Consider the following 12,991-nt stretch of genomic DNA (forward strand, 5'->3'; position numbering starts at 1 on the left):
CCAGAACGGCGGGCCGGGCGAACTACTACAACTATCAAGCTGATTATGCAACTGCATCGCCTGTACGACAAAGCCTCGGCCGGTGAGCGCCTTACGCCGGACGAAGGCCTGCAGCTCCTCAAGAACGGTGAGCTGCTCGAACTCGGTGCCGCCGCAAATACCATGCGCCGCCACAAGAACCCGCAACCGTGGGTGACGTTCGTGGTGGACACCAATCCCAACTACACCAATGTCTGCAACGTCGACTGTATCTTTTGCGCCTTCTACCGGCATGATGGCGAAGCCGGCAGCTACACTTACTCCGTCGATGAGATGATCCAAAAATTCAAAGAGACGGCGCAAAAGGGCGTGAACACGATTCTGCTGCAGGGCGGCGTGAATCCCAACCTGCCGTTTGAGTACTATCTCGAACTGGTGCGGCGCACGCGCGCGGAGGTGCCGGAAGTGCATCCTCATTTCTTCTCGACGGCAGAAATCAAGGGCATGGCTGAAGTGTCCGGCCTGAGCGTGCGGGAGGTGCTGCAGCAGTTGAAAGAAGCGGGCCTGAACACCATTCCCGGCGGCGGCGCCGAAATTCTCTCCGACCGCGTTCGCAAAAAGATCAGCCACAAAAAAGGCAGCCCGGCCGAGTGGCTGGACATCATGCGCGAGGCGCATCTGCTCGGCTACAAAACCACGGCCACGATGATGTACGGCCATCTCGAAACCGACGAGGACATCATCATCCATCTCGACAGCATTCGCCGGCTGCAGGATGAAACCGGCGGCTTCACCGCCTTCATCCCGTGGAGCTTCAAGCCCGGCAATACGCCGCTCGAAAAGATCATTCCGACTTACGCCACGCCGACGCGTTATCTGCAGATCATTGCGCTGGCGCGCCTCTACCTCGACAACTTTCCGCACATTCAGGCCTCCTGGTTTTCCGAAGGCAAGAAGATCGGCCAGATTGCCCTGCACTTCGGCGCGGATGATTTCGGCGGCACGCTGGTGGAGGAAAACGTCCACGCCGCCGCCAACTTCGTCAACAAAACCTCGACCGAGGAGGTGATTCAGCTCATTCGCGAGTCCGGCTACATCCCGGCGCAACGCAGCACGTTGTATGAAATTTTGAAGGTCTACGAAGCTTGAACCGGCGGCGCGGCCGGTTGCCGTGTGGCTTTCCCTGCTCTGCTCCGCGTGCCCCCGCCCCTCCTGTGCCAGGGGCGTGGCGCGCGAGGTGGAACCCCGGACGGCGGCGCAAAATGTGATATATGCAGCAATCGAACGGAGAACGAACGAAGGAGGAAAGTCTGCCAACACAAAGCTGTGAGGGAGGAAACATGAGGAGCAATCCGCAGTGGTCATCGCCGGCGACGCGCTGGCTGTTGATGATCCTGCTGTCGGCCGCGGTTTATTTCATCAAATACGTCAAATACGTCGCGCCCCCCGCCGCGGAAACGCCGCCGCGGCCGGCGGGCCTGGATTCGACCGCCGCAGTGCCGGAGCCGCCGGCCTTGCGGGTGATCGATCACACCATTGCCCACGGCCAAACACTTGCCCAGATTCTCAGCACCCGTTACGTCCGTCCGGAAGATGTTTTTCCCACCATCGCAGCGTTGCGGTCGATCTTTGATCCGCGCCACCTGCGCGCCGGCCGGCCGCTGCAGCTCAAGCTCGATTCCCTGGGCACGCTGCATGAACTGGCCTACCAGCCCTCGCCGGAGTTGGTGATTCGTGTGCAGCGCGACAGCACCAATCGCTTCATCGGAGCCGCGGACTCCCTGCGTCTGGAGCGCGAGGTCAAGCTGCTGGCGGGCGAAGTGACTGCCACGCTTTACGAAGCGGTCATGGCGCAGCAGGAATCTCCGGAGCTGCTGCTGCAATACACCGACATTTTCCAGTGGGACATCGATTTCTTCATCGATACCCAGCGCGGTGACCGCTTTCGCATTCTCTTTGAAAAGCTGTATGTCGAAAAGGAACCCGGCCGGCGCGAGTTCGTCCGTTACGGCAGAATCCTGGCCGCCAGTTATGAGCAGCAGGATTCGAGCTGCATGGCTTTTCTATTTGATCCCGACAGCAGCGGCCGCGGCGGCTATTTCGACCGCCAGGGCAACTCGTTCCAGAAGACTTTCTTGAAATCACCGCTGAATTACCGGCGCATTTCCTCGCACTTTTCCAACGGCCGCCTGCATCCGATTTTGCGAAAGGTGCGTGCCCACACCGGGGTGGATTTCGCCGCGGCCACGGGCACGCCGGTGGTCGCCACCGCGAACGGCACGGTTGCAGCTCTGGGCTGGGAGGGAGGTTATGGCAAGCGCGTGGTGATCCAGCATAAGAATCACTTCAGCACGCTCTACGGTCACCTGTCGCGTTTTGCCGAGGGTTTGCAGGTGGGGCAGATGGTTTCGCAGAGCCAGGTGATTGGCTATGTTGGCGCGACCGGCCTGGCGACCGGCCCGCATTTGCACTACACCATGTATCTCAACGGCCGGGCCATCGATCCGCTGCGCATGAAGCCGGCTGCCGCCGACCCGATTGCGCCGCATTTGCGCCAGGCTTTCTTTGCGCACCGCGACCGCCTGCTGCAGCAGTTGCAGTCACCGGCTCCGCTGTTCGTGGTCGGATCGGAAATGAAAATGGCCGCGCGGAAATAGGCGCGGCCTTATCTGCCGCATCCCCGGCCGCGGTGCTGCAATGCGGGCGAACAGCGTGCGCGGCACAGGCAGCCTCGGCCGGCCGCGGCTGCTCATTTGACGGCAAGAGGTTGAATCCCCGCAGACCCGGCGGCCTCAATACAACACCACCTCGGGTTTGGCGGGGATGAGTTTTCTTTGCCAGGCCAGCTCGTAGAGCAGCTCTAATGCGCGCTGGCCGCGCGCGCCCATGTCGAGAGTCACCTCGTTGACATACATCTTCACGAATCTTTCCCCCAGTTTCGCATCGATGCCCCGGCCGAATTGCAGCGCATAGGGAATCGCCTCCTCCTGGTGTTGATAGCCATAGGTGATGCTGTCGCGCAGGCCGCGGGACAGGCGGTGTGCCATCTCGGCGCCAAGATCTTTGCGCACGACATCCAGCCCGAGCGGCAGCGGCAGACCGCCGGCGTATTCCCGCCAGAGCTCGCCATAATCAATCAGCTTGTGCAGGCCAAAGTGGTGATAGTTGATCTGGCCTTCATGAATCAACAAACCGGCATCGACTTCGCCGGCCTGCACCGCCGCGATGATGCGGTCGAAGGGCATGTCGACATTTTGCATTTCCGGGTGGAAGATTTTGAGCAGCAGGTTCGCAGTAGTCCACCGGCCGGGTGTGGCGATGCGTCTGCCGGCCAACTGCCCGGGTGGCGTGAGTGTTTGCGAGACGATGATCGGCCCGTAGCCCTCCCCCATGCTGGCGCCGGTGCGCATGATCCAGTATTGCCCCGCGACATGAGCAAAGGCATGCGCCGAAATGGCGGTGACCTCCAACTCGGCCCGCAAGGCGCGCTCATTCAGCGTTTGAATATCAGCCATCACATGTTCGATGACCACCCCCGGAATTTTCACCCGGCCGCTGGCCAGGCCGTAAAACATGAAGGCGTCGTCGGGATCGGGACTGTGCCCGACGCGCACGATTCGATCTTGCCTCAAAGTGAAATACTCCCTTTTGCAAGCGGTGCCGGGCATGCGCCCCGCCACCGCAGTGACGCGCCGGTGCAAACCGGCGTTTGGCTATTTGATCAAACCCAGCTCCCGGCCGGCCTTCTCGAAGGCGCCGACCGCGAAATTCAGGTCTTCGAGGGAATGGGTGGCGGACATCATCAGCCGCAGCCGTTCCCTGCCCTTGGGCACCGTGGGATAGGTGATGGCCATGGCAAAGATGCCGGCTTCGAACAGTTGACGGCTCAGGGCCTGGGCTTTGGTGGTGTCGCCGATCATCACCGGAGTGATGGGGGTCACACTGTTGCCGAGATTGAAACCCAGGGCGACCATCTTGTCCTTGAAGTATTTGGTGTTGCTCCACAGCTTTGCCACCAGCTCGTCCGAAGCCGTGAGAATATCGACTGCGGCAATGCAGGCCGCCACGTCTGCAGGCGTGACCGCACTGGAGAACAGGAAGGGCCGGGCACGCTGGCGCAGAAAGTCGACGATTTTCTTCCGGCCGGCCGCATAACCGCCGACCACGCCAAAGGCTTTGGACAGCGTGCCAATTTCGATGTCGACGCGGCCATGCAAACCGAAATGATCGGCGATGCCGCGGCCGGCGCTGCCGAGCACGCCCTCGCCGTGGGCGTCATCGACCATGGTGAGGGCATCGTATTTTTCGGCGATCGCGACGATGTCAGGCAGCGGCGCGATGTCACCGTCCATGCTGAACACCCCGTCGGTGATGATCAGCCGCCGGCGCACCGCGGTTTCGTTTTTGATCTTGGCTTCGAGGTCGGCGACATCGTTGTGGTTGTACCGCACCACCTTGGCCTTGGAGAGCCGGGTGCCGTCGATGATGCTGGCGTGATTCAGCTCGTCGGAGAAGATCACATCGCCGGCGCCGGTGAGGGTCGGGATCACGGCTTGATTGGAGACGAAACCGGATTGAAAGGAAATGGCGGCTTCCACGCCCTTGAAGGCCGCCAATTTTTCCTCCAGCTCGAGATGCAGTTTTTGCGTGCCGGCAATGGTGCGCACTGCCGCCGGCCCCACGCCGTAGCTCTCAATGGCTTTGATCGCGGCTTCCTTCAAGCGGGGGTGATTGGCGAAACCGAGATAGTTGTTGGCGCACAGATTCAACACCCGCTTGCCATCGACTTGAATCCACGCGCCCATCGCGCTTTCGATGGTGCGAATCTGAATGTACTGGCCCTGATCACGCAGGGCCTGAAGTTCCTCGTCAAGAAACGCGAGTTTGGACATGGCAAAGACTCCCTGAGCAAGAAAATGTCAATGACCCGCGGCCGGGCTCGACCCAAAATGTCAACGGATGGCGGCCCCACGGGCTCCGACCATCCGTTGGAAAACACTGCTGATTGCCGCGCTCTGCGTGCGTATGAAATGCGGCTTGAAACTCTGCCGCCCGCAGCGGAACCGTGCGCCAGTGCGTCCAGAAGCGCCCGGCATTGCGGGAACCGTCCGCACGAGCCGGCGAACCTCAGTCCTGCAGGATGAACGTGACTTTCATGGTCACCCGGTAGTCGGTGATCTTGCCGTTGCTGATCACCACTTTCTGCTCTTTTACCCAGGCGCCGGTGAGGTTTTTCAGCGTTTTGTTGGCGCGTTCGATTCCGATTTGAATGGCGTCTTCGAATCCCTTGGGGGATGAGGCGGTGATTTCCGTAACGCGTGCAACAGACATGGGGCTCCTCCTTTCAAGAATTCAGACAACGCAATCAGCGCACGGTCTCTGCGAATGTGGCCGCCCACGGCGGACCTGGGTGGCGGGTTGCTGCTGGCGGGTGAACCGCAGCGCCAATCAACGGATTTCTGCGCCGGATTTGACAGGCAAGGCATGCACGCGCACACGGCGAGTTGGTTTGCGCGACTGCCGGCCCGGCTTCAATCTAACATGATTTCGGTGAATGTCAAGGTTGGGTCTGGTCCGCTGGCAGGCGGCACGCCGGGCAGCTCGAACTGTCTGCTGCAGCCTCGCTGAGTCTGTTAGGCCGCTGCAGGTGGGCAAGTCGCTATGGCAAAAAACAGTGATTTTAAGCCTGAAAAAAAGATTGACTCAACCTTTGCCGATTTGTATATTGCCGCGCTAATTTTTTGAGGGCCGGAGGGCTAGACCTAATTGGTAAGGCGGCGGTCTTGAAAACCGTTGGGCTCATCACCCTTGGGGGTTCGAGTCCCCCGCCCTCCGCATGCACGATCGGGAGTGGTTGCTTCCGGAGGTCGGCCGCCCGCAGCTTCTCCCCGCGCAATTCGCAATCCGGAGAGGTGCCTGAGTGGCCGAAAGGAGCCGCCTGCTAAGCGGTTGTAGTGCCAAAAGCGCTACCCAGGGTTCGAATCCCTGCCTCTCCGCTCGCATCACGAGAAACAGGAAGCCAGCATGGTGGTTGTGCGCTTTGCACCAAGTCCAACCGGATATCTGCACATCGGCGGTGCGCGCACGGCGATTTTCAACTGGCTGTTTGCCCGCAAGCATGGCGGCAAGTTCTTTCTCAGGATCGAAGACACTGACCAACAGCGCTCCGGCGAGGAAATGACGCAGGCGATTATTGACAGCCTGCACTGGCTTGGACTCGACTGGGACGCGGAGCCGATCAAACAGTCTGATCGCCTCGAACTGTACCGCCAGGTGGCTCATGAACTGCTGGCCACCGGCAAAGCCTATCGCAGCTTCACGACGGCCGAGGCACTCGCGGCCGCGCGCCAGCGTGCCGCCGCCGAGAAACGGGATTTCCGCTATCGCGCAGAATTCCCCCGCCTTCCGGCCGCGGAGGAAGCAGCACGGCTGGCGCAGGGCGATCCGTTTGCGATTCGTCTGCCGGTTCCCGAAGGGGTGACAGAGTGGGAGGACCAGGTGCATGGCAGGGTGGCATTCGATAATCGTGGAATTGATGACTTCGTGATCTTGCGTTCCGACGGCCAGCCAACCTATCACCTCGCCGTGGTGGTTGACGATCACGCCATGGGTATCACCCATGTGCTGCGCGGCGATGATCACATCTCCAATACGCCCAAGCAAATTTTGCTCTATCGCGCGCTGGGCTGGGACATGCCGGTATTTGCCCATGTGCCGCTCATCCTCGGCCCGGACAAGACCCGCTTGAGCAAGCGTCACGGCGCGACCGCGGTGGGCGAATATGCGAAAAAGGGATATTTGCCGGAGGCCCTGTTCAATTTTCTCGCATTGCTCGGCTGGTCGCCCGGCGACGACCGGGAGATTCTCAGCCGGCAGGAGTTGATCGAGCGCTTCGATTTGCGCGGCATCTCCCAAAGCAACGCGGTGTTCGATGAGAAAAAGCTCGAGTGGATGAATGGCGAATATCTCAACCGCGTTGATGCTGCACGGATTGAAGGAATGGTTCTCACGGCATTGCGCCAGACCGGTGGCGATCTTGACGAGCGCCTGCTGAATGACCGGACTTACGTTCAGCATGTGATCACGCTGCTCAAACCCAAGGTAAGAACCATCCCGGAGTTCGCCAAATACGGCGCTTACTTCTTCGCGGCGCCGGTTGTCTTCGAAGAAAGTGCGCGCGCAAAATACTGGCGGGGCGCAGAGACCGCAGCCCAGCTTCGCCAACTGGCTGCAGCCTTCGAGCAATTGCCGGAATTCAACGCAGCCACAAGCGAAGCGTGTCTGCGTTCCCTGGCGGAGCAGCTCGGCATCAAGGCGGCGAATCTGATTCATCCGGCGCGGCTGGCGATCACCGGTTTTGGGGTGAGTCCCAGTTTTTTTGAAGTCGTGGCAGTGCTCGGCAAAGAGCGGGTGGTGCAGCGCTTGCGTCAAGCAGCGACGTTGTTGGCAAGTTGAAACACTGGGGAGTCGTCCAACGGCAGGACATATGGCTCTGGACCATAGAATCGGGGTTCGAATCCCTGCTCCCCAGCAAAGTTGGACGTCCGGCCAATTACAGGCGGCGATTGGGTTGTGCCATAGCAGGAGGCGAGAAAGGCGTTTTTGATTGCGGGCGCATTCGTCTAGCGGTCCAGGACACCGGCCTCTCACGTCGGTAACACGGGTTCGAGTCCCGTATGCGCCACCATGCTGCAAATTAGAAATTGACTTTGGGGGAAATTCTGATATATTGCGGCACCATGCGCCCGTAGCTCAACTGGATAGAGCGCTTGGCTACGGACCAAGAGGCTGAGGGTTCAAGTCCTTCCGGGCGTACAAAATCGGCTCAACGGGAAGACAAGAAATCGTTCTTGTCTTCTTTTGTTTATCGAGCACTCTGGGTGTCGCCGGGCGCACCGTCAACGTGCCGGCGGCCATCTCGCAGCGTTGTTTGGCATGGTCATGCCCCCGATGCAAGAGAGAGGATAAAGCAACCTTGACACACGACCATTGGATGCAATTTGCGCTGAAAGAAGCGGAGAAGGCACTCGAAAAGGGTGAGGTTCCCATCGGTGCCGTCATCGTTTTTGAAGACAAGATCATCGGTCGTGGCCATAATTTGACAGAGACGCTGCAAGATGCCACTGCGCATGCCGAGATGATCGCGATTACCGCGGCAGCGGCAAGCCAGGCCAGTTGGCGCCTCGATGGCGCCGCGGTTTACACGACGGTGGAGCCGTGCCCGATGTGTTGTGGCGCCATCCTGCTGTCCCGCATCGTCAAAGTCGTTTACGGTGCGGATGATCCGCGCTTCGGCGGCTGCGGCTCGGTGCCCAAGGTCAATGTCATGTCCACCAATCCCTTTGGGCCGCCGGTGCAACTGGTTCCCGGGGTGCGGCAGGCAGAGTGTCAGAGTTTGCTCAAGGCCTTTTTTCAGAAGCTGCGTGAGAATGCCGCGCCTGATGAATTTTGAAGAAGTGTGCGCCTGACGTCAGCGCACACGGTTGCAAGCTGGGGCAGTAGCTCAACTGGGAGAGCGCCACGTTCGCAACGTGGAGGTCGGCGGTTCGATCCCGCTCTGCTCCACCAGCAAGTGTGTGGGAAAAGCCTGGCAGTTCGACTTCCCGACATGCTCGTATCGACCCCGGAGAGGTGGCTGAGTGGTTGAAGGCGGCGGTCTCGAAAACCGTTATCGGCCCCAAAGGTCGATCGGGGGTTCGAATCCCCCCCTCTCCGCGACGGAAATCCCCCCGCACGCAAACGCCGTCACACCCAGATTCCCGCGCGCACAACCAGTCAGTATCCTGCCTGCCAGGCTGTGTTGATGGGTGAGGAAAGACATGTGTGTTCCTGCTTCGCATCAGGGATGACGACCGCCGGAGAGGTGTCCGAGAGGCCGAAGGAACGCGACTGGAAATCGCGTGTAGTGCCACAAGCGCTACCGTGGGTTCGAATCCCACCCTCTCCGCCAGCTTGCAAACGTGCCTGCCAAAATTCCCTTGCCTTTCAAAGACCCAATGGTTATTTTGCGCCACCTGAAAAGCAATGGTCTGGCACGTCGGAATCGGTTGGTGACGCTTCTACATCCTACCAACGATTATCTTCACTCTGTATGAAATGGCCAAGGCCCGCGCAATCGGCGCGTGCCGAACCCCGCCAGGGCCGGAAGGCAGCAACGGTAAGCAATGCAAAGATGTGCCGCGGGGCACCTTGGCCTTTTTGATGGCTAAGCAGCGCCAGCAACCGGGTGCCGGAGGAGAGGAAATCATATCACTCCTCGCTTCGTCAAAGCGGGCGCAGCCGGCAAGTTGCGCCCCTGCAGGCACCAAAATTTTCCCTGCCCTCCTGCCGGGCGGGAGGTACTCGGTTCAACATTTCGCAGAACATGATCGCCGACCAGCGCATCGTGGCTCGGAGCTCTCATGTCGTATCTTGTGCTCGCGCGCAAATGGCGGCCCAGGCAGTTTGCTTCGGTCGTGGCGCAGCAACACGTCACCCGCACCCTCGAGAATGCGATCACCCAGAACCGGGTCGCCTCCGCCTATCTGTTCACCGGGCCGCGCGGCGTCGGCAAGACCACCATGGCCCGCCTGCTGGCCAAGGCCATGAATTGCGAACATGGCCCCACCACCACCCCGTGTGATCGCTGCAGCAATTGCGAGGAAATCACCGCCGGCCGCAGCATCGATGTCATCGAAATCGATGGTGCCTCCAATCGTGGCATCGATGAAGTCCGCAACATTCGCGAGAACGCCCGTTTCGCGCCCGCCAGCAGCCGCAAGAAGATCTACATCATCGACGAAGTGCACATGCTCACCGAACCGGCCTTCAACGCACTGTTGAAGATTCTCGAAGAGCCGCCCGCGCATGTCCTGTTCATTTTCGCCACCACCGAGATCCACAAAGTCCCGGCCACCATTCTCTCCCGCTGCCAGCGCTTTGATTTCCGCCGTGTGCCGCTCGGTGAAATCACCGGTCAGCTCAGGATGATTTGCCAAAGTGAAGGGGTGCAGGCCGAGGAGGCCGCGCTGCATCTCATTGCCAAACGCGCCGAAGGCAGCATGCGCGACAGCCAGAGTCTGCTCGATCAGGTGATTTCCTACTGCGGCAACCGGGTCACCAAGGAAGACGTCTCCCGGCTGCTCGGCTTGATCGATCAGGATTTGTTTTTTGAATGCAGCGATGCGCTCATTGCACGGGATGCCCGCCGCGCGCTGGCGCTCAGCGGGAAAATTCACGAAGCCGGCATTCATCTCGGAGAGTTCTTCGAGCGCCTCGCCGAGCATCTCAGCTACATCCTCACCACCCGGGTCACTGCCGGCACCAGCCATTTGGTGGGGCTGGAAAATTACGCCGAGCGCTACAGCGCCGCGGCACATGCCCTGAGTGAACTCGAGTTGATGCGCGGCATTCAGCTCGTCACCGAAGCGCAGGCACGATTGGCGCGCACGGCCAATCCGCGTGTGCTGCTGGAGATGTGCCTGCTGCGCATGGTGCATGCTGGCACCAATGACAACGCCGCTGGTGGTTCCATGCCGCAAGCCCCACCGGCTGCGGCGGCCAAGCCGTCGCCGCCAGCCGCCGCTGCGGGAGTCAACATTGTGGCAACCGAGGTGATGCCGCGCCTGGAAGGCATCGCGGTTATTCCGCAAATCAACCCCAAACTCACGCCCTCCCCGGTCGGCCCCGGCCCGGCAGCGGGCGGCTTGTTCAACGCCGGGCCTCTGGCGCGTGTGCAAGGCGTGCCCGTGGTGAAAGCCAGGGAACCGGTGCTGCCGCTGGCGGCGCATATCGAAAACGAAGCGGCGGCGCTGCAGGCGATTCAACAGTCCTGGCCGCAAATTCTCGAGCGCGTCAAGAGTGAGAAGATTTCACTGGGATCGTTTTTGGAAATGGGCGCCCCGACCGCGTTGCATGAGGGAACGCTGGAGCTGACTTTCGGCAGTGACTGCAACGGCTTTCACCTCAACTCGGTGAACAATCAGAAAACCATCATTCAGAAGGTGGTGCGGGCCGAGACGGGCTACACGGTGCGCATCATTTGCCGAAAGAGTGACAACGGCAGTGTGCACCCGCTGCCGCCAGTGGACGCCGCCGCGCCTGCCTCCCCCGATGCGCCGGCGAGCAATGGCGCTGCGAGAGTGACAGTCAGTTCCGACAACGCCCAAAACCTGCAGATGCTGTTCGAACAATATCCGCTGGTCAAGAAACTGGTGGAGGCACTGGATGGGCAGTTGATCCGCTGCCAGCCCAAGCGGTGAGTCGGGGATTATTGACTGGATGTGCGGAAAGACGCTGTATGCGCCAGGCGGACGAAACGCCGGTTTCCGCGAGTCGGCATGATGGCCCCGGCAGAAGCCGGCAGGATTTTTTGAAAAATTATTGCAGGAGAGACCACCATGAGCCGTCCCAGCCTGGGTGAAATACTCAAGCGCGCGCAAGCGCTGCACGAAAAGATCAGTGAGACGCAGGAGAGCTTGGCCAACCAGCGGGTGGAGGGCACGGCCGGCGGCGGCATGGTCACCGTGGTGATGAATGGCCGGCGGGAAGTGCTGCAGGTAAAAATTGAAAAAGAAATCATCAACCCGGACGACAAGGAATTGCTCGAGGACCTTGTTGTCGCGGCGGTGAACCAGGCGCTGGTCAAGGCGCAGGAACTTGAGATGACGGAGATGAGCAAAGTCACCGGTGGCGTGCTCAGCCAGCTCACCGGCGGTTTGCAGATGCCGGGGCTGTGAGATGCAATATCTTTCGCGCAGCGTTGAAACCGCAGTGATCGAGTTGTCGAAGCTGCCGGGCATCGGACGCAAAACGGCGCAGCGGCTGGTCTTCTTTCTGCTCAAGTCGCCGCGCGCCGAGGTGGAAATGCTGGCGCAGGCGCTGCTGGCGTTGAAGGAGAGAGTGCTGTACTGTTCGCGCTGTTTCAATTTGACGGAATCGGATCCCTGTGTCATCTGCGCGAACCCCGGTCGCGACCATACGGTGATCTGTGTGGTGGAGGAGGCCAACGATGTGCTGGCGCTGGAAAACACCGGCGAGCATCGCGGCTTGTATCACGTGCTGGGTGGCGCGCTTTCCCCGTTGGACGGCATCGGGCCGGAGGATTTGCGCATCCGCGAGCTGCTGCAACGAATCCAGTCGGCGCAGCCGGCCGTATCGGAAGTGATCCTCGCCACCAACCCCAACACCGAGGGCGAAGCCACGGCGGTTTATTTGCTCAATTTGCTCAAACCTCTGGGCGTGAAGATCAGCCGTCTGGCGCGTGGTCTGCCGGTGGGCAGCGACCTGGAATTCACCGACGACCTCACGCTCGCCCGCGCTCTCACGGGACGGGTGCCCTGGTGAAGTCATGAGGTTCCACGTTCTGCAAGGCAGGCCGGGCTTTCCCATCAACTGTTGAGGCCAACCATGACCGTTTCCAACGTGCTCACGATTCTGCGCATGGTGCTGGCACCGGTGGTCGTCGCACTGCTCTTTCCGGCGGGGCTGGCGTATCGCTTCGCCTCGCTGGGAGTGTTTCTGATTGCGGTGTTGACCGACTGGTATGATGGTTACCTCGCCCGCAAATCCGGCAACCTGTCGGCATGGGGGGCGTTTTGGGATCCGCTGGCCGACAAGATCCTCACGTTGTCGACCTTTTTCGCATTCGCGCTTTATGAGTATGTCGCGATGTGGATGGTGGTCGCGATTGCGGCGCGTGACATTCTCATTACCCTGCTGCGCACTTATGCGCAACACAAGAACAAACCCGTGGTCACCAGCATGTCGGCGAAATGGAAAACCGCCAGCCAGATGGCTGCCATCTACCTCATCATGCTTTACCTGATTGCCGAGTCCTATTTCATCGGAGCCAATCCGCCGAAATGGCTGCAGTGGATCGCGACTTTCCACATCATTCCGGTGATGATGCATCTCGTCACCCTGATCACCGTGGTCACCGGTTTGCAATATCTCTACGATAATCGCCATCATCTGCGCAGCCTGGGTCATTTCTTCTTTCGCATTTTTGCCGCCCGCAACCTGGCCAAGTAAA

Annotated in this window: 11 protein-coding genes, 8 tRNA genes and 1 other RNA gene; 17 read left to right on the plus strand and 3 right to left on the minus strand. The window is 60.2% G+C overall.

Annotation, left to right across the window (positions count from 1 at the left end; all coding sequences use genetic code 11):
* Window positions 1-45 precede the first annotated feature (45 nt).
* Together mqnC and ONB52_08415 are read left to right on the plus strand one after the other, a co-directional pair.
* On the plus strand, window positions 46-1,128 hold the full coding sequence (gene mqnC, locus ONB52_08410; protein ID MDZ7416174.1) for a dehypoxanthine futalosine cyclase: 1,083 nt from the start codon (window positions 46-48) through the stop codon (window positions 1,126-1,128).
* A gap of 191 nt (window positions 1,129-1,319) precedes the next feature.
* The gene (locus ONB52_08415; protein MDZ7416175.1) at window positions 1,320-2,636 is read left to right on the plus strand and encodes a M23 family metallopeptidase; all 1,317 of its coding nucleotides are present in this window, start codon (window positions 1,320-1,322) and stop codon (window positions 2,634-2,636) included.
* Window positions 2,637-2,771: 135 nt separating this feature from the next.
* On the opposite strand, the gene ONB52_08420 is transcribed toward ONB52_08415, so the two are convergent.
* The 3 genes from ONB52_08420 to ONB52_08430 all read right to left on the minus strand — a co-directional run bounded on the left by ONB52_08420 (window position 2,772) and on the right by ONB52_08430 (window position 5,310).
* Window positions 2,772-3,611, minus strand: coding sequence for an ABC transporter substrate-binding protein (locus ONB52_08420; GenBank protein MDZ7416176.1), 840 nt, complete (start codon window positions 3,609-3,611; stop codon window positions 2,772-2,774).
* 81 nt (window positions 3,612-3,692) lie between these two features.
* The gene (locus tag ONB52_08425) at window positions 3,693-4,871 is read right to left on the minus strand and encodes a glycine C-acetyltransferase (GenBank protein ID MDZ7416177.1); all 1,179 of its coding nucleotides are present in this window, start codon (window positions 4,869-4,871) and stop codon (window positions 3,693-3,695) included.
* Between the two features lie 235 nt (window positions 4,872-5,106).
* Window positions 5,107-5,310 carry a dodecin family protein gene (locus ONB52_08430; protein ID MDZ7416178.1) on the minus strand — a complete coding sequence of 68 codons (204 nt, stop codon included), beginning with the start codon at window positions 5,308-5,310 and terminating at the stop codon, window positions 5,107-5,109.
* 419 nt (window positions 5,311-5,729) lie between these two features.
* Between ONB52_08430 and ONB52_08435 the strand changes: the two genes are divergently transcribed.
* The 15 genes from ONB52_08435 (at window position 5,730) to pgsA (ending at window position 12,990) form a co-directional block, all read left to right on the plus strand.
* Window positions 5,730-5,814 (plus strand) — tRNA-Ser (locus ONB52_08435).
* Between the two features lie 71 nt (window positions 5,815-5,885).
* A tRNA-Ser gene (locus ONB52_08440) sits at window positions 5,886-5,975 on the plus strand.
* A gap of 28 nt (window positions 5,976-6,003) precedes the next feature.
* Window positions 6,004-7,434, plus strand: coding sequence for a glutamate--tRNA ligase (gltX, locus tag ONB52_08445; protein MDZ7416179.1), 1,431 nt, complete (start codon window positions 6,004-6,006; stop codon window positions 7,432-7,434).
* A gap of 5 nt (window positions 7,435-7,439) precedes the next feature.
* Window positions 7,440-7,510, plus strand: a tRNA-Gln gene (locus tag ONB52_08450).
* 80 nt (window positions 7,511-7,590) lie between these two features.
* Window positions 7,591-7,666 (plus strand) — tRNA-Glu (locus ONB52_08455).
* A 54-nt stretch (window positions 7,667-7,720) separates the two neighbouring features.
* Window positions 7,721-7,794: transfer RNA gene (locus tag ONB52_08460), tRNA-Arg, on the plus strand.
* A gap of 160 nt (window positions 7,795-7,954) precedes the next feature.
* The gene (locus ONB52_08465) at window positions 7,955-8,431 is read left to right on the plus strand and encodes a nucleoside deaminase (GenBank protein MDZ7416180.1); all 477 of its coding nucleotides are present in this window, start codon (window positions 7,955-7,957) and stop codon (window positions 8,429-8,431) included.
* A 40-nt stretch (window positions 8,432-8,471) separates the two neighbouring features.
* Window positions 8,472-8,547: transfer RNA gene (locus ONB52_08470), tRNA-Ala, on the plus strand.
* A 57-nt stretch (window positions 8,548-8,604) separates the two neighbouring features.
* Window positions 8,605-8,694 (plus strand) — tRNA-Ser (locus ONB52_08475).
* Between the two features lie 142 nt (window positions 8,695-8,836).
* Window positions 8,837-8,929 (plus strand) — tRNA-Ser (locus ONB52_08480).
* 148 nt (window positions 8,930-9,077) lie between these two features.
* Window positions 9,078-9,177: signal recognition particle sRNA small type (gene ffs / locus ONB52_08485), an RNA gene on the plus strand.
* Between the two features lie 203 nt (window positions 9,178-9,380).
* A complete protein-coding gene (gene dnaX / locus ONB52_08490) occupies window positions 9,381-11,219 on the plus strand; it encodes a DNA polymerase III subunit gamma/tau (protein ID MDZ7416181.1) in 1,839 nt (612 codons plus the stop codon).
* Between the two features lie 138 nt (window positions 11,220-11,357).
* Complete coding sequence (locus ONB52_08495) at window positions 11,358-11,696, plus strand: YbaB/EbfC family nucleoid-associated protein (protein ID MDZ7416182.1); 339 nt, start codon at window positions 11,358-11,360, stop codon at window positions 11,694-11,696.
* A gap of 1 nt (window position 11,697) precedes the next feature.
* The gene (recR, locus tag ONB52_08500; GenBank protein MDZ7416183.1) at window positions 11,698-12,303 is read left to right on the plus strand and encodes a recombination mediator RecR; all 606 of its coding nucleotides are present in this window, start codon (window positions 11,698-11,700) and stop codon (window positions 12,301-12,303) included.
* A 63-nt stretch (window positions 12,304-12,366) separates the two neighbouring features.
* Window positions 12,367-12,990 (plus strand): CDP-diacylglycerol--glycerol-3-phosphate 3-phosphatidyltransferase, encoded by a 624-nt coding sequence (pgsA, locus tag ONB52_08505; protein MDZ7416184.1) that lies wholly within the window; start codon window positions 12,367-12,369, stop codon window positions 12,988-12,990.
* Window position 12,991: the final 1 nt, after the last annotated feature.

It is taken from the genome of candidate division KSB1 bacterium, assembly GCA_034506255.1.
Classification (GTDB): domain Bacteria; phylum Zhuqueibacterota; class Zhuqueibacteria; order Zhuqueibacterales; family Zhuqueibacteraceae; genus Coneutiohabitans; species Coneutiohabitans thermophilus.